General features: G+C 73.1%; 23 protein-coding genes, 2 tRNA genes, 1 other RNA gene and 1 pseudogene. 11 read left to right on the top strand and 16 right to left on the bottom strand.

Annotation, left to right across the window (positions count from 1 at the left end; all coding sequences use genetic code 11):
* Together CJZ86_RS15655 and CJZ86_RS15650 are read left to right on the top strand one after the other, a co-directional pair.
* The coding region (locus CJZ86_RS15655) for a ComEC/Rec2 family competence protein (RefSeq protein WP_094587348.1) at positions 1-1,554 on the top strand (1,554 nt) is incomplete at its 5' end.
* Between the two features lie 37 nt (positions 1,555-1,591).
* A tRNA-Ser gene (locus CJZ86_RS15650) sits at positions 1,592-1,676 on the top strand.
* Positions 1,677-1,722: 46 nt separating this feature from the next.
* On the opposite strand, the gene CJZ86_RS15645 is transcribed toward CJZ86_RS15650, so the two are convergent.
* A complete protein-coding gene (locus CJZ86_RS15645) occupies positions 1,723-1,965 on the bottom strand; it encodes a DUF8674 family protein (RefSeq protein ID WP_015108989.1) in 243 nt (80 codons plus the stop codon).
* A 107-nt stretch (positions 1,966-2,072) separates the two neighbouring features.
* On the opposite strand from CJZ86_RS15645, the gene CJZ86_RS15640 reads away from it, so the two are divergent.
* Complete coding sequence (locus tag CJZ86_RS15640; RefSeq protein WP_094587347.1) at positions 2,073-3,266, top strand: glycosyltransferase; 1,194 nt, start codon at positions 2,073-2,075, stop codon at positions 3,264-3,266.
* Between the two features lie 65 nt (positions 3,267-3,331).
* The gene (locus CJZ86_RS15635; protein ID WP_094587346.1) at positions 3,332-4,048 is read left to right on the top strand and encodes an undecaprenyl-phosphate galactose phosphotransferase family protein; all 717 of its coding nucleotides are present in this window, start codon (positions 3,332-3,334) and stop codon (positions 4,046-4,048) included.
* A 16-nt stretch (positions 4,049-4,064) separates the two neighbouring features.
* Here the strand turns inward: CJZ86_RS15635 and cbiB are convergent, their stop codons facing one another.
* From cbiB to CJZ86_RS15605, 6 genes are all read right to left on the bottom strand, one after another.
* Positions 4,065-5,087, bottom strand: a complete 1,023-nt coding sequence (gene cbiB / locus CJZ86_RS15630; RefSeq protein ID WP_233134055.1) for an adenosylcobinamide-phosphate synthase CbiB — start codon at positions 5,085-5,087, stop codon at positions 4,065-4,067.
* Positions 5,084-6,190, bottom strand: coding sequence for a hypothetical protein (locus CJZ86_RS15625; protein WP_094587345.1), 1,107 nt, complete (start codon positions 6,188-6,190; stop codon positions 5,084-5,086). The genes cbiB and CJZ86_RS15625 overlap by 4 nt, the downstream gene beginning before the upstream one ends.
* 10 nt (positions 6,191-6,200) lie before the next feature.
* Complete coding sequence (gene ilvC / locus CJZ86_RS15620) at positions 6,201-7,196, bottom strand: ketol-acid reductoisomerase (protein ID WP_094587344.1); 996 nt, start codon at positions 7,194-7,196, stop codon at positions 6,201-6,203.
* Positions 7,197-7,249: 53 nt separating this feature from the next.
* Complete coding sequence (locus tag CJZ86_RS15615; protein ID WP_094587343.1) at positions 7,250-7,861, bottom strand: ATP-dependent Clp protease proteolytic subunit; 612 nt, start codon at positions 7,859-7,861, stop codon at positions 7,250-7,252.
* A 116-nt stretch (positions 7,862-7,977) separates the two neighbouring features.
* Positions 7,978-8,649 carry an ATP-dependent Clp protease proteolytic subunit gene (locus CJZ86_RS15610; protein WP_094587342.1) on the bottom strand — a complete coding sequence of 224 codons (672 nt, stop codon included), beginning with the start codon at positions 8,647-8,649 and terminating at the stop codon, positions 7,978-7,980.
* A 31-nt stretch (positions 8,650-8,680) separates the two neighbouring features.
* Complete coding sequence (locus CJZ86_RS15605; protein WP_094587341.1) at positions 8,681-9,844, bottom strand: PIN/TRAM domain-containing protein; 1,164 nt, start codon at positions 9,842-9,844, stop codon at positions 8,681-8,683.
* A gap of 92 nt (positions 9,845-9,936) precedes the next feature.
* Between CJZ86_RS15605 and hemW the strand changes: the two genes are divergently transcribed.
* Positions 9,937-11,175: a radical SAM family heme chaperone HemW gene (gene hemW, locus CJZ86_RS15600; protein WP_094587340.1), complete on the top strand. Its 1,239-nt coding sequence runs from the start codon at positions 9,937-9,939 to the stop codon at positions 11,173-11,175.
* Here the strand turns inward: hemW and panB are convergent.
* Entirely contained in the window at positions 11,087-11,929 is an 843-nt protein-coding gene (panB, locus tag CJZ86_RS15595) for a 3-methyl-2-oxobutanoate hydroxymethyltransferase (protein WP_094587349.1), read from the bottom strand. The two genes, hemW and panB, sit on opposite strands and share 89 nt — an antisense overlap.
* 45 nt (positions 11,930-11,974) lie before the next feature.
* Between panB and ffs the strand changes: the two genes are divergently transcribed.
* Positions 11,975-12,071: signal recognition particle sRNA small type (ffs, locus tag CJZ86_RS15590), an RNA gene on the top strand.
* 92 nt (positions 12,072-12,163) lie between these two features.
* Here ffs and ftsZ read toward each other — a convergent pair.
* The 5 genes from ftsZ to miaB form a co-directional block, all read right to left on the bottom strand.
* Positions 12,164-13,252, bottom strand: coding sequence for a cell division protein FtsZ (gene ftsZ / locus CJZ86_RS15585; protein ID WP_015108978.1), 1,089 nt, complete (start codon positions 13,250-13,252; stop codon positions 12,164-12,166).
* 239 nt (positions 13,253-13,491) lie between these two features.
* Positions 13,492-14,358, bottom strand: coding sequence for a cell division protein FtsQ/DivIB (locus tag CJZ86_RS15580; RefSeq protein WP_233134054.1), 867 nt, complete (start codon positions 14,356-14,358; stop codon positions 13,492-13,494).
* A 47-nt stretch (positions 14,359-14,405) separates the two neighbouring features.
* Positions 14,406-14,816, bottom strand: a complete 411-nt coding sequence (locus tag CJZ86_RS15575; protein ID WP_094587338.1) for a hypothetical protein — start codon at positions 14,814-14,816, stop codon at positions 14,406-14,408.
* Positions 14,813-15,925 (bottom strand): D-alanine--D-alanine ligase family protein, encoded by a 1,113-nt coding sequence (locus tag CJZ86_RS15570; protein ID WP_094587337.1) that lies wholly within the window; start codon positions 15,923-15,925, stop codon positions 14,813-14,815. Before CJZ86_RS15570 ends, CJZ86_RS15575 begins: the two co-directional genes overlap by 4 nt.
* A 26-nt stretch (positions 15,926-15,951) precedes the next feature.
* Positions 15,952-17,361, bottom strand: coding sequence for a tRNA (N6-isopentenyl adenosine(37)-C2)-methylthiotransferase MiaB (gene miaB / locus CJZ86_RS15565; protein WP_094587336.1), 1,410 nt, complete (start codon positions 17,359-17,361; stop codon positions 15,952-15,954).
* A gap of 79 nt (positions 17,362-17,440) precedes the next feature.
* Here miaB and CJZ86_RS15560 point away from each other — a divergent pair, with 79 nt between their 5' ends.
* Complete coding sequence (locus CJZ86_RS15560; RefSeq protein WP_094587335.1) at positions 17,441-18,520, top strand: dipeptide epimerase; 1,080 nt, start codon at positions 17,441-17,443, stop codon at positions 18,518-18,520.
* A complete protein-coding gene (locus CJZ86_RS15555; RefSeq protein ID WP_094587334.1) occupies positions 18,507-19,598 on the top strand; it encodes a DUF1611 domain-containing protein in 1,092 nt (363 codons plus the stop codon). Before CJZ86_RS15560 ends, CJZ86_RS15555 begins: the two co-directional genes overlap by 14 nt.
* Before the next feature lie 2 nt (positions 19,599-19,600).
* Here the strand turns inward: CJZ86_RS15555 and CJZ86_RS15550 are convergent.
* Positions 19,601-19,673, bottom strand: a tRNA-His gene (locus CJZ86_RS15550).
* 46 nt (positions 19,674-19,719) lie between these two features.
* Between CJZ86_RS15550 and CJZ86_RS15545 the strand changes: the two genes are divergently transcribed.
* The 3 genes from CJZ86_RS15545 to CJZ86_RS15535 are packed head-to-tail and all read left to right on the top strand — an operon-like array spanning position 19,720 to position 22,875.
* On the top strand, positions 19,720-20,154 hold the full coding sequence (locus tag CJZ86_RS15545) for a DUF4359 domain-containing protein (protein ID WP_094587333.1): 435 nt from the start codon (positions 19,720-19,722) through the stop codon (positions 20,152-20,154).
* A gap of 56 nt (positions 20,155-20,210) precedes the next feature.
* Positions 20,211-21,482, top strand: coding sequence for an amidohydrolase family protein (locus tag CJZ86_RS15540; protein ID WP_094587332.1), 1,272 nt, complete (start codon positions 20,211-20,213; stop codon positions 21,480-21,482).
* A complete protein-coding gene (locus CJZ86_RS15535) occupies positions 21,475-22,875 on the top strand; it encodes an FAD-binding oxidoreductase (protein ID WP_094587331.1) in 1,401 nt (466 codons plus the stop codon). Before CJZ86_RS15540 ends, CJZ86_RS15535 begins: the two co-directional genes overlap by 8 nt.
* A gap of 19 nt (positions 22,876-22,894) precedes the next feature.
* On the opposite strand, the gene CJZ86_RS15530 is transcribed toward CJZ86_RS15535, so the two are convergent.
* Together CJZ86_RS15530 and CJZ86_RS15525 are read right to left on the bottom strand one after the other, a co-directional pair.
* Positions 22,895-23,443, bottom strand: coding sequence for a pentapeptide repeat-containing protein (locus CJZ86_RS15530; protein ID WP_094587330.1), 549 nt, complete (start codon positions 23,441-23,443; stop codon positions 22,895-22,897).
* A pseudogene (locus CJZ86_RS15525) lies at positions 23,440-23,973 on the bottom strand (bifunctional folylpolyglutamate synthase/dihydrofolate synthase); the annotation flags it as partial. The pseudogene CJZ86_RS15525 and the gene CJZ86_RS15530, both read right to left, overlap by 4 nt.

Here is a 23,973-nt window from a genome sequence, read left to right as displayed (position 1 = left end):
GCCGATCTGCGCCGCGCCATCGCCGCGCGCTTCGTGGCCGCGGCGGGTCCGGAGCGGGGCGGCCTGCTGGCGGCCCTGGTGCTGGGCAGCGCCGTGGTGCCCCTGCCGGCCGAACTGCGCGCCGACTTCCGCGTCGCCGGCCTCTCCCACGCCCTGGCGGCCTCGGGGTTCCACCTCACGGTCCTGCTGGGGGCGGTGCTGGCCATCGGCCGGGGGCTCGGCCGCTGGGCGCGGCTGGGCCTGGGGGCCGGGGCCATCGTGCTGTTCCTGGTGCTGGCCGGGCCCCAGCCCTCCGTGGTGCGGGCGGTGCTGATGGGGGCCATCGCCCTGGTGCTGCTGGAGAGCGGCCGCCGTGGCCGGCCCCTGGGGATCCTGGCCTTCAGCCTGGCGGGGATGCTGCTGCTGCGGCCGGCCTGGCTGCACGACGTGGGCTTCCAGCTGAGTGCCGCCGCCACCGCCGGCCTGGTGCTGACGGCGCGGCCCCTGGAGCAGGCCCTGGCCCGGCGGCTGCCCGGTGGCCCCCCCGGGGCGGCGGGCTGGTGGCGGAGCTGGCTGGCCCCGGCCCTGGCGGTGCCGGTGGCGGCCAGCCTCTGGACCCTGCCCCTGCAGCTGCTCCACTTCGGGGTGGTGCCCCTCTACGCCGTGCCGGCCAACCTGCTGGCGGGCCCCCTGCTCACACCGCTCACCCTCGGGGCGATGGCCCTGGCGGCCGTGGCCGTGCTGGTGCCGCCCCTGCTGGCGCCGCTGCTGGTGCCCCTGGGCTGGCTGGCCCAGCTGCTGCTGCAGCTTGCCCACGGGGTCGCTGGCCTGCCCATGGCCCAGTGGCAGAGCGGCCGGCCCCTGCCGCTGCTGGTGCTCCTGTTCACGCTGGCCCTGCTGGCTCTGGTGCTGCCGGGGACCGGCCGGCGCTTTCGAGGCCTGGCGGCGGGCCTGGGCGTCGGGGTGCTGGCGGCCCATCTGGTGCTGCTGGGCGGCGACCAGCTGCTGCTGGTCCACCAGGGGGAGGGCGGTCCCCCCCGCGACCTGCTGCTGGCCCGGCACCAGGGCCGCGCCGCCCTGGTCAGCACCCGCTCCGACGGGTTCAGCTGCCGCCAGGCCGGCCAGCTGGCCCAGGCCCTGGGGGTGGTCCGTTTCGACTGGACCCTGTTGCTGGATCCGGTGGCCGGAGCCGATCCGGCCTGCTGGAGCCGGCAGGCCGGACGGGTGCTGGACTACGGGGGCGGGGCGGCCCCTTTGGCCGCGGGCCAGCGGCTGGCGAGCCAGGGGCTCGGGGTGGAGGCCCTGGCCATGGACAGCCACGCCCTGCGCCTGCAGCTGGGCCACCACCGCTGGCTGCTGCTGCCCGACCGCCAGGCGCTGACCACCTGGCGGCTCGACCGTCCGGCCGGCGGCGAGGGGGTGTGGCTGGGGGTCCGGCCCCGGCCTGCCGAGAAGCGGGCCCTGCTGGAGCGCGGACCGCCGCGGGTGTGGCTCAGTGGTGCCGCGCCGACGGGCGCCCCCCTGCCGCGGGGCTGGCGGGCCAGTGGGGCCAGCGGTGCGCTGACCGCTCCGTAAAGTGTGGCGATCCCCGACGCCATGGCGCCAGGGGTGTGGAGAGGTGGCTGAGTGGTCGAAAGCGAACGACTCGAAATCGTTTGAAGGGCAACCTTCCGTGGGTTCGAATCCCACCCTCTCCGTTTCTGCAGGCCTGGCCTCCGCGCCGTCAGGCCTGGCCTGCGCGCGTCAGGAATGGAACAGCAGCACCAGGCCGGATTTCACCTGGTGAAATTCCCTCTCCTCCCGGCTGAGGTCGAGTCCCACCTGCAGACCCTCCTTGAGCGCCACATCGAAGGGCGGCGCCGGCGGTGGCTTGCCGTCACACCAGAGCGCCGCGATTCCCACGGAGGTGGCATGCCAGCGGAAGCAGGGGGTTGTCCCGATGGAAGGCTCCTGCAGGGCGTCTTCGAGAAGCTCGCGGATCGCCATCGTGTCCCGGCTCTCGCCATCCCAGTCGTCGCCTTAGCTTCGGCAGAGACCCCGGCCAGGGCAATCGGCTGAGAGTTTTCGTGATACTGGCGCCTACGGTGCCTGCCATGGAGGCCTTCCCCAGCCCTGTCGCCCTGGTGCACGAGTGGTTCACCCCCCGGTCGGTGGGTGGCGCCGAGCAGGTGGTCGAGGAGCTCGACCGGCTCCTGGCCGGCCGGGGCACACCCCCGGCCCTGTTCGCCCTGGTGGACGGGGAGAGTTCCCTGCCCGGCAGCTGGCTGGCCGGCCGCCGGGTCCAGACCAGTTTCATCCAGCGGCTTCCCTGGGGGGTGAGCCACGTGCAGCAGTACCTGCCGCTCCTGCCCCTGGCGATCGAGCAGCTCGACCTGTCCGGCCATCCCCTGGTGATCAGCAGCAGCCATCTGGTGGCGAAGGGGGTGATCACCGGTCCGGACCAGCTGCACGTCAGCTATGTGCACACCCCGGCCCGCTACGCCTGGGACCAGATGCACACCTACCTGGCCCGCTCGGCCCTGGCCCGCGGGCCCCTGGGCCCCCTGGTGCGGCTGCAGCTGCACCAGCTGCGCCAGTGGGACGTGGTCAGCAGCGCCCGGGTGGATGCCCTGGTGGCCAACTCCCGCTTCACCGCCCGCCGCATCCGCTGTTTCTGGCGTCGGCGCGCCCACGTGCTGCCGCCCCCCGTGGCGGTGGAGCGCTTCCGCTGGGATCAGCCCCGGGACGACGTCTACGTCAGCCTCTGCCGGTTGGTGCCCAACAAGCGGGTGGATGTGGTGGTGGAGGCCTTCAACCGCACCGGCCTGCCCCTGGTGGTGCTGGGCGACGGCCCCGAGCGGCGGCGGCTGGAGGCGATGGCGGGCCCGGCCATCCGCTTCCTCGGTCGCCTGCCGGACCGGGAGACCGCCGCCTGGCTGGAGCGGGCGCGGGCCTACGTGTACGCCGGCCTGGAGGATTTCGGCATCGCGCCGGTGGAGGCGATGGCCGCCGGCGCCCCGGTGATCGCCTTCGGACAGGGTGGGGTGCTCGACAGCGTCCGCTGCCTCAGGGACGGCGAAGCGGCCCCCACCGGTCTGCTGTTCCCGGAGCAGAACGCCGCCAGCCTGGCGGCGGCCCTGGAGCACTTCGAGGCGGGCCGGCTGTGGCGCTCCCTGCCGGCGGAGGGGCAGCGGCTCCGGGCGGAGAGCTTTGCCCCCCCCGTCTTCCGACGCCGCATGGAAACCCTGCTCGACCAGCTCTGGCAGCAGCACCGTCGCCGCCTCCGCCGTCCTGTGCCTCTGATCTGAGTGGCCCTGCGGGATGGAGTTCCGCACGGGCTGATCCTTAACTTCATCTAACGAACCCGTCCCCCATGCTCTCTTCCATCGGGACCCCCTACGCCTCTCACCAGCTTGTGACGGCTCCGGCGCAGGTGCTCACCGCGGAAGAGCTGATCGCCTTTCAGTCCAAGCGCGACCGCGTCGTCAAGCGCGCCGGTGACATCCTTTTTTCGCTCACCGTGCTCACCCTTGGGTCGCCGGTGCTGCTGACCCTGGCCCTGCTGGTGAAGGTCACCTCCCGCGGGCCGGTGTTCTACGTGCAGCAGCGGGTGGGCCGCGATTACCGCAGTTTCGGTTGCATCAAGTTCCGCACCATGCGGCGGGATGCCGATCGCCTTCTCTCCAAGCTGCTCGCCGAATCCCCGGATCTGGATGAGGAGTTCCGCAACGATTTCAAGCTCAAGAACGACCCCCGCATCACCCGCCTGGGCAAGTTCCTGCGCCGCTCCAGCCTCGATGAACTGCCCCAGTTCCTCAACGTGCTCCGCGGTGAGATGAGCGTGGTGGGCCCCCGTCCGATCGTGAAGAGCGAGCTGGAGCGCTACGGCAACCGCATGGACGAGGTGCTGGCGGTGCGGCCCGGCCTGACGGGCCTGTGGCAGGTGTCCGGCCGCAACAACCTCAGCTACCCCGAGCGGGTCCGGCTGGATGTCCGCTACGCCCGCCGCCGCACCCTGCTGATGGATCTGCGCATCATCCTGCGCACGATCGGCGTGATGCTCGACCCCCGCGACCGCGGCGCCTACTGAGGCCGGCCCTGTCGTCTCAGCCGGGCGCCCATCCTGCACCGACCAGGGCCAGGGCCGGCAGGGCCAGCACCAGCCACAGCAGTTCCAGCCGATCACCCAGGGCCAGGATCCGCTCCACTCCGGCCCGGTCGGGGGGGCCGCCTGCAGCGGCCAGGGTGGGCTTGATGCGCACCCCATCGGCGTAGGTGTTGGCCCCACCCAGGCGCACGCCGGCGGCGTGGGCGAAGGCCGCCTCCGAGACACCGGCATTGGGGGACGGGTCGGGGGCACCATCCCGCAGCGCCGCCCGCAGCCAGGGGAGCGTCTGCCCGGGCCGGCCCGCCGCCAGGGGCAGGCTCAGGGCCACCAGTCGGGTGGGGAGCCAGGTGAGCAGGTCGTCGAGGCGGGCGCCGGCGGTGCCCAGCCAGCGCATGCGCCCGTGGCGGTAGCCCAGCATCGAGTCCAGGGTGCTGGCGGCCTTGAAACCCCAGGCCAGGGCCAGGGGCCCCGGCAGTGGCAAGGAAGGCAGGGCCGGCCCCAGCTGCAGCAGGGCCGCCCCGGCCAGCATCCAGAACAGCGGGGCGAACAGCCCGTCGACGGCGTTTTCGGCGGCGGTCTCGGCGGCGGCCCGCAGGATCTCCGCTTCCGGCAGGTGGTTCACCTGGCGGCCCACGATCCGGGCCAGGCGCGAGCGGGCCAGGGGCAGGTCGGGCAGCGCCACCAGCACGGCCCGCACGGCCCGCCCCAGGCTGCCGCCCGCCAGGGCGCTGGCCAGGCCCAGCACCAGCAGGGGCACCCCCACCGGGGGGACCCGCCGGGCCAGGGCCTCGAGGCCCCAGCCCGCCAGGCCGCTGGCGCCGACCACCAGCAGGGTGAGCAGCAGACCGCCCAGCCGCAAGCGCCGGGGGGCATCGCCGGCCCAGGCCTCCACGGCCCGGCGCAGGCCGGCGATGGCCCAGCCCATTGCCTGGACGGGGTGTGGCGCCCAGAGGGGGTCCCCCAGCAGCCGGTCGAGCCCGCAGGCGAGCAGCACAAGCAGGGCCGGCAGGGCCGGGCTCAATGCCGGCGACGCTGCAGCAGCGGCAGCAGCACACCCGCCCCCAGGAAGGCCGCCAGCTGAATCGGCAGGCTGCCGCCCAGGCCGATCAGCTGGGCGACCAGCCCCATCCCGAGACTGCCGGCCAGGCCCCCCAGGGCTGAGGAGCGCTCCAGGAGGCTCCAGTTCTGCTGCAGGTCGCCGGCCGGATCGACGCCGTGGGCCAGGCGCGCATCGGCCACGGCGGCCAGCAGGCCGAAGGGCACGAACAGCAGCACGGACCCCCAGCCGCCCACGAACTGGGTCGCCACCAGCACGGCGGCCATCAGCAGGTAGGGAAGGCGCGGCGGCAGCCGCAGGCCCCAGGCTTCGGCGCCGGTCCGGCCCAGACCGTAGGCCGTCAGCAGCAGGCCGAAATCGAAGCAGCTGCCCGCCGCCTGCTCGCGCACCCACAGGGGCAGCAGGGCGAACAGCCCGCCGAGCAGCAGCCCCTGCAGCACCCCGCCCGGCTCCAGGCGCCAGGGGGCCGGCTCCGCTGCAGCGGTGGTCGTTGCAGCGGTGGTCGCCGCTGCCGCCGTCAACGCTGCTGCCGCATCACCCTCGCGGTGCTCCACCGGGTGGTGGCCGCCGGCCCGCAGGGCCCCGACCAGTGGCGCCAGGGGCAGCAGCAGCACCAGGGCGCTGCCGAACTGGAGCAGGGCCTTGCCGACGGGAAACAGCAGGGCTGTGAGCAGGTTGCCCGCCAGGCGGCCCGCTTCGGCGCCGGCCCGCAGTTCGCCGATCGGCACCCCCCAGCGGCCATGGAGCTGGCGCTGCAGCGGGTCCTGGGCCAGGCGCAGACCCACCGCCAGCAGGGCGATGCCCAGCAGGGGGGCGAGCACGGACCGGCCCAGCAGGCCCGCCGCCACCGCCAGCAGCAGCAGCAGGCTGAGCACCTGGAGCAGCGAGCCGAGCCGGATCCGCTGGGGCAGGGGCAGCAGCAGCGGCAGGGTGGCCAGGGCCGGCAGCACCCCGTTGACCAGCGGCGACGGGGTGAGGCCACTGAGTAGCCAGGCGGTGGCGCCGATGGCCAGGGTGCCGCTGGCCTGGCTGCTGCTCCAGGCGATCGTCAGCAGGCGCCGCTGCATGGGCTGGGGATCAGGCGGCCTTGAGCCAGCTGAACATGGAGCGCAGACCCTTGCCCACCTGCTCGATGGGATGGGCGGCATCGCGCTCGCGGGCCTTGGCCATCTCGGGCTTGCCCGCCTCGCATTCGGCCACGAAGTTGCGGGCGAAGGTGCCGTCCTGGATGTCGGCCAGGATGCGCCGCATCTCCGCCTTGGTGTCGGCGGTGATCAGCCGGGGTCCGCTGACGTAGTCGCCGTACTCGGCGGTGTTGGAGATCGAGTCGCGCATGGCGGTGAGGCCGCCCTTGACCATCAGGTCGACGATCAGCTTGACCTCGTGCAGGCACTCGAAGTAGGCCAGCTCGGGCTGGTAGCCCGCTTCCACCAGGGTCTCGAAACCGGCCTTCACCAGTTCACTCAGACCGCCGCAGAGGACGGCCTGCTCACCGAAGAGGTCGGTTTCGGTCTCCTCCTTGAAATTGGTTTCGAGGATGCCGGCGCGGGTGCCGCCGATGCCCTTGGCGTAGGCCATCGCCAGCTCGCGGGCATGGCCGGAGGCGTCCTGCTGGATGGCGAACAGGGCGGGCACGCCCTGGCCGTTCTGATACTCCCAGCGCACGGTGTGGCCGGGGCCCTTGGGCGCGATCATCACCACGTCCACATCGGCGGGGGGCTGGATCAGCCCGAAGCGGATGTTGAAGCCGTGGGCGAAGCTCAGCACCTTGCCGGCGCTGAGGTGGGGAGCGATTTCGGTGGCGTAGACGGCCTTCTGGGCCTCATCGGGCAGCAGCACCATGATCCAGTCGGCCTTGGCGCAGGCGTCAGCCACGCTCAGAACTTCCAGGCCGTCGGCCCGGGCCTTGGCGGCCGAGCGGCTGCCGTCGTACAGGCCCACCACCACGTTGACACCGCTGTCCTTGAGGTTCAGGGCGTGGGCATGGCCCTGGGAGCCGTAGCCGATGATGGCCACCGTCTTGCCGTTCAGCAGGCTGAGGTCGGCGTCGGAGTCGTAGAAGAGCTGGGCCATTCCGGGCGGCGGGCAGGGCAAACGCAGACTTTAGGTGTGCGCCCGCACGGGCCTCAGCCGCCGGAGGCCTCCGAGGGGTGGGCGATCACCCGGTCGATCAGGCCGTACTCCTTGGCCTCGGCGGCGCTGAGGAAGTAGTCGCGGTCGGTGTCCTTGGTGACCTTCTCCAGGGACTGGCCGCACATCCCGGCCAGGGACTGGTTGAGCATGTCCTTGATGCGCAGGATCTCCCGGGCCTCGATCTCGATGTCGCTGGCCTGGCGCTGGCTGGTGCCGCCCAGGGGCTGGTGGATCATGATCCGGCTGTGGGGCAGGGCCAGCCGCTTGCCCTTGGTGCCGGCCGCCAGCAGGAAGGCGCCCATGGAGGCCGCCAGACCGACGCAGATCGTCACCACGTCCGATTTGACGTACTGCATGGTGTCGTAGATCGCCAGGCCGGCGGTCACCGACCCGCCCGGCGAGTTGATGTACAGGTAGATCGGCTTGGAGCTGTCATCGGAGTCGAGGTACAGCATCTGGGCCACCAGGCTGTTGGCGATCCCGTCAGTGACCTCCTGGCCCAGGAACAGGATGCGCTCCACCCCGAGGCGGGTGTAGATGTCGACCCAGCGCTCGTACTGGCTGCCGGGGAGGCGGTAGGGAACGCTGGGGGTGCCGATGGGCATGGCTGGAAGGCTCCCGTTCGGAGCCGGAGAGAGGAGGTGGTGGACAGGGGCGGCCTGGGGCCGGGTGTTGGCGAGGGTCGGGGAGAGCCCTCCGGGGGATCAGCCCAGCTGGTGCGTCACGCCACTGGGGCGGCCGTCGGCAGGTCCTTGCGGCTGGTGAGCACCCGGTCGATCAGGCCGTAGGCCTTGGCCTCTTCCGCCGTGAGGTAGGTCATCCGGTCGGAGTCGCGGGAGAGCTCGTCGATGCTCTTGCCCGTGTTCTCGGAGAGGATCTCCAGCATGCTGTGCTTGTTGTGCAGCACTTCCTTCGCCCGGATCTGGATGTCGCTGGCCTGGCCGCGGGCGCCGGAGCGGGGTTGGTGCAGCACGATCGAGGCGTGGGGCAGGGCGGCCCGCTGGCCCTTGGTGCCGGCCGAGAGGATCATGGCGGCGGTGCCCATGGCCTGGCCGATGCAGATGGTGTGAACCGGCGGCTTGACATAGCGCAGGGTGTCGCAGATGGCGAAGGCTTCGGTCTCGAAGCCGATCGCATCGCCCGAGTACCAGCTGGTGCCGGTGGAGTTGATGTAGAAGAAGATCGGCTTCTCCGGGTTGTCGAACTCCAGGTAGAGCAGCTGGGCGATGATCAGCTCGGTGACGTCGATGCCCATCTGACGCTTGGCGTCATCGTCGGAGAAGAGGGGCAGCCCCAGATAGACGATCCGCTCCTTGAGCAGCAGGGACGGCAGATCCGGCGGCGGTGTGCGCATCACCGCGGAATCGCCGTAATAGGGGGCCGACACCGTCATCCGCGCTCACAAGCAGTCGTGAGGCAGGAGCCTAGCCGGGGCCAGGAGGCTGGTGCTCCTGCAGGGCGACGGGTTTTCCGCCCTGCTTGTCGAGGCCCCGGCCGTTGCCCCGGTCGCCGGGCCGCTCGCCGCTGCGGTCGCAGCGGGCGAAGACCATGCGGCCGGTGGGGGTCTGCAGGGCGCCGGTGACGGTGACGGGCAGCCGTTCGCCGATGCGGCGCCGGGCATCCTCGACCACCACCATGGTGCCGTCCTCCAGGTAGCCGACGCCCTGGTCGGCCTCCTTGCCTTCGCGCACGATCTTGAGCTGCAGGCCATCCCCCGGCTGCACCTCGGGCCGCAGGGCGATGACCAGTTCGCTGAGGTTGAGCACCTTCAGCTCCTGGACCTGGGCCACCTGGGCCAGGTTGAAGTCGGCGGTGAGCAGGGTGCCGCCGGTGTCGGCGGTGAGCTTGAGCAGCTTGTCGTCGGCGCCGTTGCCGCTGTAGCGGGTGCTGTTGACCACCAGCCGGCGGCCGTAGTTCTCCCGCAGTTCGGTGAGCAGCTTCAGCCCACGCCGTCCCTTGGCGCGCTTCTCGCCGTTGGAGGAGTCGGCCAGGGCCTGGAGTTCGTCGATCACGGCCTGGGCGACGATCACCTGGCCCTCCAGCAGCCCGGAGGCCAACAGGCCCCGGATGCGGCCGTCGATGATCACGCTGGTGTCGAGGATCTTGGCGGTCGCGGGCAGCAGCACGCCATCGGCCACCAGCAGGGCCTCGGTGCTGGCCGGGTTGAACAGACGCAGCAGGGTGCGGCCGTGCACTTCCGCCAGGTTGTAGCCCAGCACCCCGAAGAAGACGTTGCTGAGGACCGCCGCCAGCGGCTTCACCAGCACCACTTCCCAGGGCAGGGGCAGCAGCAGGATCGGCGCCAGCAGCAGGTTGGCCACCAGCAGGCCGAGGATCAGGCCCACCGCCCGGCTGATCAGCAGGTCGGTGGGCATGCTGCGCACCTGGGCCATCAGGCGCCGCCGCAGCTGCTGGAAGAAGATGCCGGCGATCAGCCCGAAGAAGGCGCCGAAGCCCCCCATCACGGTGCGCAGACCCTCCTGGTTGGTCACCTGCAGCAGCAGCTGTTCCGGCAGCAGGTCAACCCCGAGCCAGCCGGTGGCTGCCCCTGAGATCAGGAACAGCAGCAAGATGAGGGTGTCCACCATGCTTCGAAGTCCCGACGCCTCGGCCGCCCGGCAGGTTTGAAAGAAGCTTGGCCGATCTTCCGCCGTTTGGGTCCCAGGGATTACCGCCCGTGATGGATCCCCGATCCGCCTACGTCCACATTCCCTTCTGCCACCGGCGCTGTTTCTACTGCGATTTCCCGGTGGTGCCCCTGGGGGACCGGGCCGATGGGGCCTCCTCCGGCTCCATCGCCGCCTACCTCCCCCTGCTGCAGCGGGAGATCGCCAGCTCCCCGGCCGGCCCGCCGCTGGCGACCGTCTACCTCGGCGGCGGCACCCCCTCGATGCTCACCGGCGCCCAGGTGGCCGGCATCCTGGAGGCCCTCGAGCGTCGCTACGGACTGGCCCCGGGGGCGGAGCTGAGCCTGGAGCTGGATCCGGCCAGCTTCGATGAGGCCCGCCTGGCGGACTACCTGGCCGCGGGCATCAACCGGGTCAGCCTGGGGGGCCAGAGCTTCGACGATCGGGTGCTGGCGGAGCTGGGCCGGCGCCACCGGGGGGAGGACCTGCGGCAGGCGGCCGCCTGGCTGCGCCGGGCCCGGCGCCGGGGGGAGCTGGCCAGCTGGAGCCTGGATCTGATCCAGGGGCTGCCCCGCCAGGGCCTGGCCCACTGGAACGGCCAGCTGGCCGAGGCCATCGCCCAGGAGCCCCCCCATCTGTCGGTGTACGACCTCAGCATCGAGCCCGGCACCGTCTTCGAGCGTCGCCTGGCCCTGGGGGAACTCGCCCTGCCGCCGGAGGATCTGGCCGCCGACCTGATGGACCTGACCTGGAGCCGGCTCACTGCCGCCGGCTACGGCCACTACGAGGTTTCCAACTTCGCCCTGCCCGGCCACGCGTCACGCCACAACCGCGTCTACTGGAGCGGTGCCGGCTGGTGGGGGTTCGGCATGGGCGCCACCGGCGCCCCCCATGGCCGCCGGCGGGCCCACCCCCGCACCCGGGCCGGCTACGCGGAGATGCTGGCGTCCCGGGCCGCCGGGGTGGAGCCGCCCGATGGGGAGGCCGAGGCGACGGACGGGGAGGGCATGCCCTTCGACGAGCGGCTGATGGTGGGCCTGCGCTGCCGTGAGGGGGTGAACCTGGAGCGGCTCGCCCGGCAGGAGCGCCTGGCCCCCGCGCTCCTTGACGGACTGCGGCGGCGGCTCGGGGACTACGAGCGGCGCGGCCTGCTGCGCGTCGAGGGGCCCCGCTGGCGCCTGGCGGATCCGGAGGGGCTGGCCCTCAGCAATGGGGTGCTGCGGGAGATGCTGGCCTGGTGGCAGGAGCTGGAACGGCCCTCGCCCCAGGCGCACCCGGCCCCTGTTCCCTGACCCAGCGGCCCAGGACCTCCACCGCCAGGGCCCGGCCCTGCATCAAGGGCGGGCTGAAGGGGGGCTGGCGGGTCGTGAGCCCCAGCAGGTCGGCCGTCACCCGCACCTGGCCGTCGCAGCCGTCACCGGCGCCGATGCCGATCACCGGAATCGCCAGGGCGGCGCTCAGCTCCTCGGCCAGCTCCGCCGGCACATGCTCGAGCACCAGGGCGAAGCAGCCGGCCTCCTGCAGGGCCCCGGCCCGCCGCCGCAGCCGCTCCTGGCTGATCGGATCGCCGGCCTGGCGGCGGTAGCCCAGCTGATGCACCGACTGGGGAGTCAGCCCCAGGTGGCCCATCACCGGAATCCCGCTGCGCACCATCCGGTCGATCACGGCCAGGGTCTCGGGTTCGGCGCCCTCCAGCTTGACCGCCACGGCGGGGGTCTCCTTCAGCACCCGGCCCGCCGCCGCCACGGCCGCATCGGCGCCGCACTGGTAGCTGAGGAAGGGCAGGTCGCAGATCAGCAGCGGTGGATCCTGCGGGGCCGCCGCCGCCAGGCCCCGGCCGGCGGCGCGGCAGTGGTGGAGCATCTCCTCGAGGGTCACCGGCAGGGTGGTGGCGTGGCCGAGCACCACCATCGCCAGGGAGTCGCCCACCAGCACCGCGTCCACCCCGGCGCCGGCCACCACGGCGGCGGAGAGGGCGTCCCAGGCGGTGAGCACGGTGATCGGCAGGCCCGCCTGCTTGCGCCGTGTCAGATCAGCGGGTCGCAGGGGCACGGTACGGGGGGTCGCAGGGGGCATTGCTAGCATCGACCCGACTCGGACCCACGCGGCTCTGACGCCCAAATCTGGTCAGGACCGGAAGGGAGCAGCCACACGGGATGCTCAGGGCAGGCGTGGACTCCGGGTCACCCTCTTCCAATTGCCGTGAAGGGCTGTCGCTACGGGCCCAGATCACGGCCCGTAGCGACAGCCCACGGATCAACCTGCCGATGAGGCCCGGGCTCAGTCGACCCGGTTCTGGCGGTTGATCAGGAAGGGCGGGATCATGGCCCCCCGCTCCTCGGGCGTGTGGGTGAGGGTGTCGGCGAAGCTGGCGGCGGGGCGCTCCGGCCGGTAGTGGCCGCCGCTCTGGAAGCCAGTGGCGATCACCGTGACGTGGATCTCCCCCTCCAGGGATTCGTCCACCACCGCGCCCACGATGATGTTGGCGTCGGGATCGACCACGTCGTAGATCACTTCCGAGGCGGTGGTCATGTCCTCCAGGGTCATGTCCTTGCCGCCGCTGATGTTGATGACGCAGCCGTTGGCTCCGTCGATGCGGGCCGACTCCAGCAGCGGGCTGCTCATGGCGGCCTGGGCCGCCTCGATGGCCCGTGAGCGGCCGGAGCCCACGCCGATGCCCAGCAGGGCGGTGCCGGCGTCGGCCATCACCGAGCGGATGTCGGCGAAGTCGACGTTGACCAGGCCCGGCCTGGTGATGATGTCGGTGATGCCCTTGACGCCCATCCGCAGCACATCGTCGGCGGCGCGGAAGGCCTCCTGGAGCGGCGCGCCGGCGATGGCGTCCCGCAGGCGGTCGTTGGGAATGATGATCAGGGTGTCGACATGCTCGGCCAGGCGGGCAATGCCCTCCTCCGCCTGGCGCAGCCGCTTGCGGCCCTCGAAGCCGAAGGGCTTGGTGACGATGCCCACGGTGAGGGCGCCGCACTCCTTGGCCACCTCGGCCACGATCGGCGCCGCGCCGGTGCCGGTGCCGCCGCCCATGCCGGCGGCGATGAAGACGAGGTCGGCGCCTTCCAGGGACTGCTGCAGGTCGGCCCGGGATTCCTCGGCCGCCTTCTGGCCGATCACCGGGTTGCCGCCGGCCCCAAGGCCCCGGGTGAGCTTCTGGCCCAGCTGGATGCGCTGGCCCGCGGCCGACTGCAGCAGGGCCTGGGCGTCGGTGTTGAGTACCCGGTAGCCCACCCCGTTGAGGTCGGTGGCGATCATCCGGTTGACCGCGTTGCTGCCGCCTCCCCCCACGCCGATGACCTCGATCCGGGCCGACTGGCTCGGGACGATCCCGTTGCTGCTGGGCGAGATCTGGCTCATCGCGTGGGGCTCCTGCGGGGACGAAAGATCGACGTGGTATGGGCGGTCCTGATCGCGCGACATCGCGGGAGGGGGAGTGTGGCCGTTGATCTGCGGCTGCATTATGTCGGTGGCCAGCTCAGCTGAAGTTGCCGATAGATCACATTGGACCGAATCTCAGCAGGGCGCAACGGCCTGTGAGGATTGTCTGGCTGGTCGCCGGGCCCCCCCAGCCCACACAGCAGGGCTCACCGCAGGCCTCACTGGGTGCCGGCGGGAGCGGCGGGACCGGGAGCCGCGGCGGCGGGCCCGGGGCGAGGCGGCGGCGAGGGGCTGGCCGGGGGACCGCTGCCCCCCCTGGTGCCCACGCTCAGCTCCGGCTGCTCCGGATCGGTCAGATCGATCAGCTGGGGCGGGGCCCCCTTCATGGTGGCCGGCAGGGTGCGGCTGAGGTGGGCGACCACCTCCAGCCGCCGGGGCAGCCGGGCGTCCGGGGGGCCGAGGCGCACCCGGCCCAGCTGGGTGGTGCTGAGCCAGAGACTGCCGTCCGGCTCGAAGCGGATCTCCCGCAGGCCGGGGCCCAGCGCGTCCCGCTCCTTCAGCACCTGGGCCAGGGCCGTGCGGTGGCGGCCGTTCCAGCCGACGACCAGCAGGGAGAGGTCGCCCTGGCTGCGGATGCCCATGTGCTGGCGGATGCTGATCCAGTTGCCGAGGCCGTCGACGAAGCCCATCTCCGGGCCGCGGTCGGTGCGCCGCTCCGCCCGGGCCACCGCCTCCCGGTCCTTCAGCTCCACCCGCAGCCGCGGCGGCAGCATCAGCCGGCTCACCTTCACCTGCTCCACCGGCAGGGCCCCCATCAGGTCGCTGGCCACCAGTCTGGGCTGCAGGGCCATCAGGGGCTGGGGGAAGCGCAGACCCGCCGCCGCGATCACCTGGTCGCGGCTGACCACGGCGCTGCCGAGCACCTCCACCTGGTTCGGTTCCCGCAGGGTCCAGCCCTGCCGCAGCAGCAGGTAGCCCAGGGCGACGGACATGCCGCTGAAGACCAGGATCCGCCACAGCTGGCGCAGCCGCTCGCTGCGGCGTTGACGGCGCAGTTCCTTGCGGCGCAGGACACCTGGCGGCAACGGCGCTCCCGGCGACGGCGGCGCTCCCTGCGACGAGGGGACCCGCTTCACAGCTCGCAGCGGGAGCGGGCCATGAGTTCATCCATCCAGGTGCGGGCCCGGCGGGCATCGGCGAAGGGCAGCTCCGCCTGCTGGCCGCCTCCCACCAGCCGCAGACGGCAGGCCCCCTCGCTCTCCTCGGTCAGGGGGGCCTCCCCGGAGCTGAGGGAGAGCAGCTCGACCATTTCCAGCTGCTTGATGGTGAAGCCTCCCACCGGCTGGAAGCTGCCGGCCACGAACTTGCTCCAGGTCAGCTCCCCATTGACGAGCCGGGCGGCCCCGCAGCCGTCCAGCTTGGCCAGTTCGGCGCCGGTCGCCCAGTCGCGGAACTGCTGCTGGCGCCGCCGCTCGACCCAGCCGAGGGCCACCAGGAGCACGAAGGCCGCCAGCAGGGGCAGCCACAGCAGGCCATGGATCACGGCGCCGTTCCTTCCATGTTCATCGGGAGCACCGATCCTCCCGCGCCCAGCACCAATTGGTGCACCAGGTCGGGGAGCGGACATCCACTGGCCTCCCAGAGCATGGGGTACATGCTCTGGCTGGTGAAGCCCGGCAGGGTGTTGATCTCGTTCAGCCAGAGGCTGCCGGTGGCCTCGTCGTAGAAGAAGTCGACCCGGGCCAGCCCCCCGGCGTCCACCGCCCGGCAGGCGGCCAGCGCCATCGCCCGGGCCTGCTCGCTCACGGCCTCGCTCACGGGCGCGGGGATGACGGTGTGGCTGTGGCCTTCGCTGTACTTGGTCTCGTAGTCGTACCAGTCGGCGTCGAAGCGGATCTCCCCCAGTACCGAGGCGCTGAAGCCGTCGCCCGGGCCCCCGTGGCGCCGCAGCACGGCGCACTCGAGCTCCCGGGCCTTGACGCCCTGCTCCACCACCAGGCGTCGGTCCAGGCCCGCCGCCAGCTCCAGGCCCTGGAGCAGGCCGGCCCTGTCGCTGGCCTTGCTGATGCCCACCGAGGAGCCCATGTTGGCCGGCTTGACGAAGCAGGGATACCCGAGCTGGCTCTCCAGCCGCTCCAGCAGGGTCTCCGTCCCACCGGCGGCGCTCAGCTCGTGGGCGGCGACGCAGGCGTAGGGCACCTGGGGCAGGCCGGCGGCGGCGAAGGCGGCCTTCATGGCCTGCTTGTCCATGCCCAGCGCCGATCCCAGCACCCCGGAGCCCACATAGGGCACCCCCATCAGGGTGAACAGTCCCTGGATCGTGCCGTCCTCCCCGTTGGGGCCATGGAGCACCGGGAACCACACCTCCATCTCCAGGGCGCCGTCGGGAAAGCCCCGGAAGCCCCCCGGCTCCGCCGGTCCCGGCAGATCGCCGGGTTCGGCCGGCACGCCCCGCTCGAGCACCGCCGTGGCCACGGCGTCGGGCCACCAGCGGCCGCCGCGATCGATGTAGAAGCTGCTGACCCGGTAGCGCTCGGCATTGGCCCCGCTGCGCAGTCCCCGCAGCACGGTCTGGGCCGAGCGGATCGAGACGGCGTGTTCGCCGGAGGCTCCCCCGAACACCAGGCCGACGCGGGTGGGGGTGGGGGCCATCGGCGCAGGAAAGAGGGCCAAACGTATCAGCGAATGCCGCTCCGGCCCAGGGGCCGGCCGCTGAGGCTGAACGGCCGCACCGTCTCGATCTCCACGTCGACCAGGTCCCCGGGGGCGAAGGGGCGGCCATCGCCGGGGTCGGCGGCGAAGAAGGTCAGGCGGTTGGTGCGGGTGCGGCCCATCAGCTGAACCGGATCGCGGGGGTTGACCCCCTCGGCCAGCACCTGCTCCCGCCGCCCCAGGTAGCGGGCGCTGCGCTCCGCGGCCACCCTCTCCACCAGGGCGTTGAGCTCCTGGAGCCGTTCCACCTTCACCGCCTCCGGCAGCTGGTCGGGCCAGTCGGCCGCGGGGGTGCCGGGCCGCGGCGAGTAGGCGGCGGTGTTGACCTGGTCGAAGCCGATCGATTCGATCAGCGCCAGGGTGCGGCGGAACTGGACGTCGGTTTCGCCGGGGAAGGCCACGATCACGTCGGCGCTGATGGCCGCGTCGGGGAGGCGCTGGCGGATGCGCTCGATGATCCGCCGGTAGCGCTCCACGGTGTAGCCCCGGGCCATGGCCCGCAGCACGTCGTCGTCACCGCTCTGGAAGGGGATGTGGAAGTGTTCGCACACCTTGGGCAGGTCGGCGCAGGCGTCGATCAGCCGGTCGGTGAAGTAGCGCGGGTGGCTGGTGGCGAAGCGGATGCGCTCAAGGCCCCGCACGTCGTGCACCGCCCGCAGCAGGTCGGTGAGGGTGTGGGCCCGCCGGCCCTCGGCGGTGATGCCGGGCAGGTCGCGGCCGTAGGCGTCGATGTTCTGGCCCAGCAGGGTGACCTCCCGGTAGCCCTGGGCTGCCAGTCCCTCCATCTCCAGGCGGATCGCCTCGGGCAGGCGTGACTGCTCCCGGCCGCGCACGGAGGGCACCACGCAGTAGGTGCAGTGCTCGTTGCAGCCGTAGATGACGTTCACCCAGGCGCAGACGGCGCTGTCCCGCCGCGCGGTGGTGATGTCCTCGAGGATGTGGTGCTCGTCGGTGGCCACCACCTGCTGGCCGCTCTCCACCCGGGTGAGCAGGGCCTCGAGCCGGTTGGCGTGCTGGGGACCCATCACCAGATCCAGCTCCGGCACCCGCCGCAGCAGGGACTCCCCCTCCTGCTGGGCCACGCAGCCGGCCACCACCAGGGTGAGGGCGGGGTTGGCCCGTTTGCGCTGGGCCTGCCGCCCCAGGTAGCTGTAGACCTTCTGCTCGGCGTTGTCCCGGATCGTGCAGGTGTTGTAGAGCACCAGATCGGCACTGTGTTCGTCGCTGCCGGGGATGTAGCCCATGGCTTCGAGGATGCCGGCCATGCGCTCGGAATCCGCCTTGTTCATCTGGCAGCCGAAGGTGGTGATCCAGTAGCTGCCGCGCCGTGCCGACGGCGCCTGCTCGGCCTGCGGGCCGGAAACGGTGGCTGTCATGGGATCCAGTTTCCGCTATCGCCCTGCCGGCGTCAGCGCGGCGGCTGTGGCAGCGTGAACCTCCCGGCCCCTTTCTGGCATGCGCTGCCGCCTGAGCCGCTTTCCCCTCACCAAGGCGGTGCCCCTGGCCATCAGCCGTGGCACCACCGCCGCCGTCGAGCACCTGCTGCTGGAACTCGAGCACGACGGCATCACCGGCCGCGGCGAGACCGGCGGCTTCGACACCGGCCACAGGGCTTACCGCACCGACGACCTGGCCGCCGAGCTGGAGGCCGTCCTGCCGGCCCTGGAGAGCGTCGCCCCGGAGCCGTTCCAGGCCCTCGACCCGTTGCTGGCGACGCTGTCGCCCCCTGCCCGCTGCGCCGTCGATCTGGCCCTGCACGACTGGTGGGGGCAGCGGCTGGGCCAGCCCCTGTGGCGGCTCTGGGGCCTCGATGACGGCGCCATCCTCCCCACCAGCGTGACCCTGGGACTCGGCAGCGAGGCGGCGGTGCTGGAGCGGCTGGAGCGCTGGTGGCAGCAGCTGCCCGCCAGCCGCATCAAGCTCAAGCTCGGCAGTCCGGAGGGCCTCGACCACGACCGGGCCCTGGTGCAGGCGGTGGCCCAGGCGCTGGAGCGGCGCCAGCAGAGCCATGGGGTGGCCTGTGAGCTGCAGGTGGATGCCAACGGCGGCTGGAGCCTGGAGCAGGCCCGGCCGATGCTGGGCTGGCTCGACGCCCAGGGCGTGGCGCTGGTGGAACAGCCCCTGGCCCCCCTGGAGGATCCGGAGGCCGACTCCGCTGCGTTTGCCGCCCTGGAGCTGGATTGCCCCATCGCCCTGGTGGCCGACGAGAGCTGCTGGAACCTGGCCGACCTGGTGCGGCTCGCCCCCTACGTCGATGGGGTGAACATCAAGCTGCTCAAGAGCGGCGGGCTGGCGGAGGCCCTGCTGATGGCCAGGGCCGCGGGGCGCCTGGGCCTCGGGGTGATGCTCGGCTGCTACTCCGACAGCGCCCTGCTCAACGGGGCCGCCGCCCAGCTGCTGCCCCTGGTGCGCTGGCCGGACCTCGACAGCCACCTGAACCTGGTGGACGACCCCTTCAGCGGCCCCGTCCTCGAGGGGGACCGGCTGCGGCCGGGGACGGCTGCCGGCCTGGGGGTGCTCCATGCTCGGCTCTGACGTCCCGATCGTGCTGCTGCAGCACGGGGGCCTGGACAACCTCAGCGGCAAGACGGGCCTGGCGATGCTGCGCTACCGCCAGGGCCCGATCGTGGCGGTGGTGGATCCGGACCACCCAGGGGCCGACCTGCGGGCGGTCACCGGCATCGGCCGGGCCGTGCCGGTGGTGGGGTCCCTGGCGGAGGCCCTTCCCTTCGCTCCGGAGGTGGCGGTGGTGGGCCTGGCCCCCTCCGGCGGCCGGCTGCCGCCGGCCATGGGCCCCGACGTGGCGGCCGCCCTGGAGGCGGGCTTGTCGCTGGCCAGCGGTCTGCACAGCCGCCTGGCCGACGATCCGTCGCTGGCGGCCCTGGTGCGGCCGGGGCGCTGGATCTGGGATCTGCGCCGGGAGCCCCCCGGCCTGAGCGTCGGCTGCGGCCGTGCCGCGGCGCTGCCGGGCCGCCGGCTGCTGGCGGTGGGCACGGACATGTCGGTGGGCAAGATGAGCGCCTGCCTGGAGCTGCTGGCCGCCGCCCGGCGCCGCGGCCGCGATGCCCGCTTCGTCGGCACCGGCCAGGCCGGCATCCTGATCAGCGGCGGGGGGGTGCCCCTTGATGCCGTCCGCATCGATTACGCGGCCGGTGCCGTGGAGGCCGCGCTGCTGGCCGCCGCCGCGGACGCCGGCCCGGACACCCTGGTGCTGGTCGAGGGGCAGGGCTCCCTCTGCCACCCGGGCTCGAGCGCCACCCTGCCCCTGATCCGCGGCAGCCAGCCCACCGATCTGCTGCTGGTGCACCGCGCCGGACAGCGCACGATCCAGCGGCTGGCGGACTGCCCCCTCCCCCCCCTGCCCCAGGTGATCGCCGCCGTCGAGGCGCTGGCGGCCCTGGGCCGGCCGGCGGGATCCGCTCCGCCCCCCAAGGTGGCGGCCATCGCCCTGAACACCGCCCACCTCGACGCGGCTTCGGCGGCGGCGGCGCTGGCGGCCACGGCCGGGGAGACGGGGCTGCCCTGTCTCGATCCGGTGCGGCAGGGCGGCGAGGCCCTGCTGGAGCTGCTGCTCAGCCAAGAAAGAAGCCCGACGCCGAAGCGCCGGGCCTGAAGGGCGAGCGAGGGGACTCGAACCCCCGAATGGTGGCGCCACAAGCCACTGCCTTAACCACTTGGCGACGCCCGCCGCGGTCTTTGCCAATGTATCAAGCGAGCCTGCCGGCCCCCACCTCTTGCCACCGCCGACCACCGCCACCCGCACCGTCTCCGGCCTCCTGGGCCTCACCGCCGCCGCGGGGGGGCTGATCGGCCTTGCCGTCACCAATCCCGGCCCGGCGGCCTTTGAGGAATTCGCCGCCGAGAAGCTCACCGAACTGGCCAGCGAGGAGCTGTGCCGCAACGATGGGCTGCCGCTGCTGGCCCGGTTGCTGATCCAGAACTGTCCGGAGCTGGTGCGATCCCAGCGCAAGGTGCTGGGTCGGCTGGCCCGGGAGAACTCACGCCGCTACAACTTCGGCCTGCTGAGCATCTACGGCACCCGCCTGGGCGGCGAGAAGGTCCTGCCCAACTGGAGCATTCCCCGTTACGACGCCGTCACACTGGGGGTGGCCGGCCATTTCGTGCTGCTCAGCGCCGGCGAGAGCGCGCCGGGGAGCCCGATGCCGTGAGCGGGGCGGCCCCTCCGTCCGGCCATCGGCCCCTTCCGCCCGGCCACTTGCCACCGATGCGGATCCCCAGGCTCCTGCTCGACCCCTTTGCCCCCCTGCCGGCCGCGGATGACCAGGGGCTGGTGACGGTGCGGCTGGAGCATGGCGACGGACGGATCCGGGCCATCCACGGGCTGCCTGGCTGCGGCGGCGATGGGGAGGGCGGCGCGCCGGCGCCCCTGGCGCTCACGCCGTTGGTGGAGCCCCACGCGCACCTCGACAAGGCTTTCAGCGGCGAGGCGTTCCCCAATCCCGAGGGCACCATGGCGGGCGCCATGGCGGCGAACGGCCGGGAGGCGGCCGACCGCCAGGCGGAGGCGGTGCGCCGGCGGGGGGAGCGGGCCCTGGAGCGGGCCTGGCGCTACGGCCTGCGGGCGATCCGCAGCCACATCGACAGCCTCGGCCCCTGGGCCACCCCCAGCTGGGAGGTGCTGCTGGAACTGCGCGACCACTGGCGCGGCCGGGTGGAGCTGCAGCTGGTGGCCTTGGTGCCGGTGGGCCACTGGCGCACGGCCGAAGGGGAGGCGTTCGCCGCCTGGGTCGCCGCCCGCGGCGGCCTGCTGGGGGGGGTGCTCGGCGCCCCCTTCCGCTCCACCCCGGCCGACCGCGCCGGCCTGCTGGCCCTGCTGCGGCTGGCGGAGCGCCTCGGCTGCGGGGTGGATCTGCACGTCGACGAGAGCGCTGAGGAGCATGGCCGCGGCGTGGCCCTGGTGAGCGAGCTGCTGCTGCGGCACCGCATCAACGTGCCCCTCACCTGCAGCCACTCCAGCAGCATGGGCCTGCTGGCCGACCGCCCCTGCCGCCGCCTGGCGGAGGCGATGGCGGACGCGGCGGTGGGGGTGGTGGCCCTGCCCACCACCAATCTCTGGCTGCTGGGCAAGCACCACCGCCGCACCCCGTCCCTGCGGCCCCAGGCCCCGATCCGCCAGCTGCAGGAGGCCGGGGTGACCGTGGCCGTGGGGGCCGACAATGTCCAGGATCCCTGGTTCCCGGGGGGGGATTTCGATCCCATTTCCCTGCTGCGTTTCAGCCTGGCCTCCAGCCACCTGATGCCCTGGCGCCGCCTCGGGCTAAGCCCCTTCAGCACCGCTGCGGCCCACCTGCTGGGCCTGGAGTGGGACGGGGTTCTGCGGCAGGGGGCCCCGGCCGATCTCGTCGTGCTGGGGGCCACCTCCTGGACCGAGCTGCTGGCCCGCCCCCCCCGGCGGCGGGTGCTGCGGGCCGGCCGCTGGCTGGACCCGCCCCCCTGCGAGGAACCCTCCCCCCCCCTGGCTGCCTGCCATGCCTGACGCCCCTTTCCCGGGACCGCTCCCCGCCCTGGCCGATCCGGAACGGATCGGGGCCCTGGCGGCCGAGCTGGCTGCCAGCCCGGTAGGCCTGACGCCGATCCTCGCCCCTGCCGAACTCGGCCGGCTCTCGGCCGACTTCCACGACTATTCCCCCGTGCTGGAGCCGCTGCTGAAGGGCCTCCGTGCCCAGCTGGCGGTGAAGGTGGAGCGCGTGGAGCAGGTGATGGCGGTGGCCGGGGCCTGCGCCCGCCACCGGGTGCCGCTGACCGTGCGGGGCGCCGGCACCGGCAACTACGGCCAGTGCGTGCCCCTGGCCGGGGGCCTGGTGCTCGACATGGGGGGCCTCAACCGGCTGCGATCGGTGGACCCGGACAGCGGCGTGATCGAGGCGGAGTCCGGCTGCACCCTGGCCCATCTGGATGGCCAGCTGATGGCCCACGGCCGGGCCCTGCGGATGGCGCCCAGCACCTACCGCAGCGCCACCCTCGGGGGCTTCATCGCCGGGGGATCGGGCGGCCTGGGGTCCCTGCGCTGGGGCTTCCTGCGCGATCCGGGCCACCTGCTCGGGCTGGAGGTGGTGACGCTGGAGGCCGAGCCGCGGCTGCTGCGGCTCGACGCCGCCGCCAGTGCCCCCCTCAACCACGCCTACGGCACCAACGGAATCCTCACCGCCCTGCGGATGGCCACCACCGAAGCGGTGGCCTGGGAGCAGGTGGTGGTGGGGTTCGACCGCTGGGAGGAGGCCCTGGAGGCCTCCCGGCTTCTACCCACCACCGCCCTGCTGCTCAACGCCCTCTGCCTGCTGGAGGCCCCGGTGGCGGCGGCCATGCCCTGGCCCGCCGGCTGCCCCGCCGCCGGTTCCGGCGAGCACCGGCTGCTGCTGCACGCCGCCCCCGACAGCCTGGAGCCCCTGCCCGGCTGGCTGGCGGCCCGGGGTGGCCGGATCCTCTGGCAGGGCCGCCGGCCCGAGCCGGGGCGGGGGCGGGGCCTGCCCCTGGGGGAACTCACCTGGAACCACACCACCCTGCACTGGCGGGCCCAGGCGCCGGGCTGGACCTACCTGCAGCTGCTGCTGCCCCGGCCGGAGGCGCCCCTGCTGGAGGCCGTGCGCGAGCGCTGGGGCACCGACGTGCTCTGGCACCTGGAGGGCGTGCGCCACATGGGGGCGCCCCGGCTGACGGCCCTGCCCCTGGTGCGCTGGCAGGGGCCGGAGGCCCTGGCCGAGCTCGTCGCCCAGTGCCGCGCGCTGGGGGCGGTGCCCTTCGATCCCCACGTGATCACCGTCGAGGATGGCGGGCTGGGGGTGGTGGATGCCGATCAGGTGGCCGCCAAGGCCGCCTTCGACCCGGCCGGACTGATGAACCCCGGCAAGCTGCGCGGCTGGACGGGCTAGGGGCGCCCCGGCGGCGGTCTCAGGTGCAGTCCAGGCTCAGGCGGGTGTCGGCGCCGGTCACCGGGTTGGTGCCCCGGGCCTCCCGGCAGAGGTTGCGCTGGTCCACCCGGTCGAGCAGGGCATCGGTGAAGTCCGCATCGGTGACCGTGGCGCCGGTGAAGTTGCTGCCGGAGGCGATGGCTCCGCGCAGCACCGCGCCGGTGAGGTCGGTGCCGCTCATGTCCACCTTGTCCATCAGGGCGTCGCTGAGATCGGCGCCGTGGAAATCGGCCTCCGGAAAGGCGGCCTGGGTGAGGATCGCCCCATGCAGATCCGCGTCCCTGAAGCGGGCCTGGCGGGCCGTGGCCCCGGCGAAGGAGCTGCCAGCCAGCTGCTGGCCGCTGAAGTCCTTGCCGCTCTGGTTGGTGAGGGTGTAGTCGACCCGGTCCTGGAAGTCGGCCAGGGCGCCGGAGGGGGCCAGCAGCAGCAGACCCAGCAGCAGGACCAGCAGCGGGCCGGCCAGCCGCAGGCCCCGCCGACGGGGGCTGCCCGCGGGCCGGGGGGCATCGGATCCGATGGCCGTCGTCATGGACCGTGGCTGCCGGGGACCCCTCCAGGCTGGCCCGCCCCGGGGACTTCGTCAGCCTCGGGGGCATCGAACAGGGGCAGCACGGCCCCCAGCAGGAACAGGGAGCCGGCCACCACCGGCAGCGGCCCGCCTGGCAGCAGGCTGTCCAGTCCGGCGGCCAGGCTGCCGGCCGGCTCGAGCTGATCGGCCTTCCCCGGACAGGCGGCGGCCAGCTCCTCCAGGGTCCAGCTGGCGTGCTCCGGCACCGCCACCACCGCCGCCCGATCGCCGGGCCGCAGCAGCTGCTCCAGCATCACCGCCCCCTCCTTGTGGCGCTGGATGCCCAGCAGCCAGCGGCGCGGCCGGGCCCCGTCGATGCCCGCCTCCATGCCCCCGTCGAGCCGGTCGAGCTCGCGGCGCAGGGTCGCCGCCGCCGGGGGATTGTGGGCCCCGTCGATCAGCAGCTCGCGGCCCCGCCAGCGGTGCCGCTCCAGCCGCCCGGGCCAGCGGGCCGCTTCCAGGCCGGCGCGGATCGTCGCCGCCTCCAGGGG

It is taken from the genome of Synechococcus sp. BO 8801 (assembly GCF_002252675.1).
GTDB lineage: Bacteria > Cyanobacteriota > Cyanobacteriia > PCC-6307 > Cyanobiaceae > Cyanobium.
Note: the sequence above shows the minus strand (reverse complement) of the source record. Positions and strands in the feature narration are given on the sequence as shown.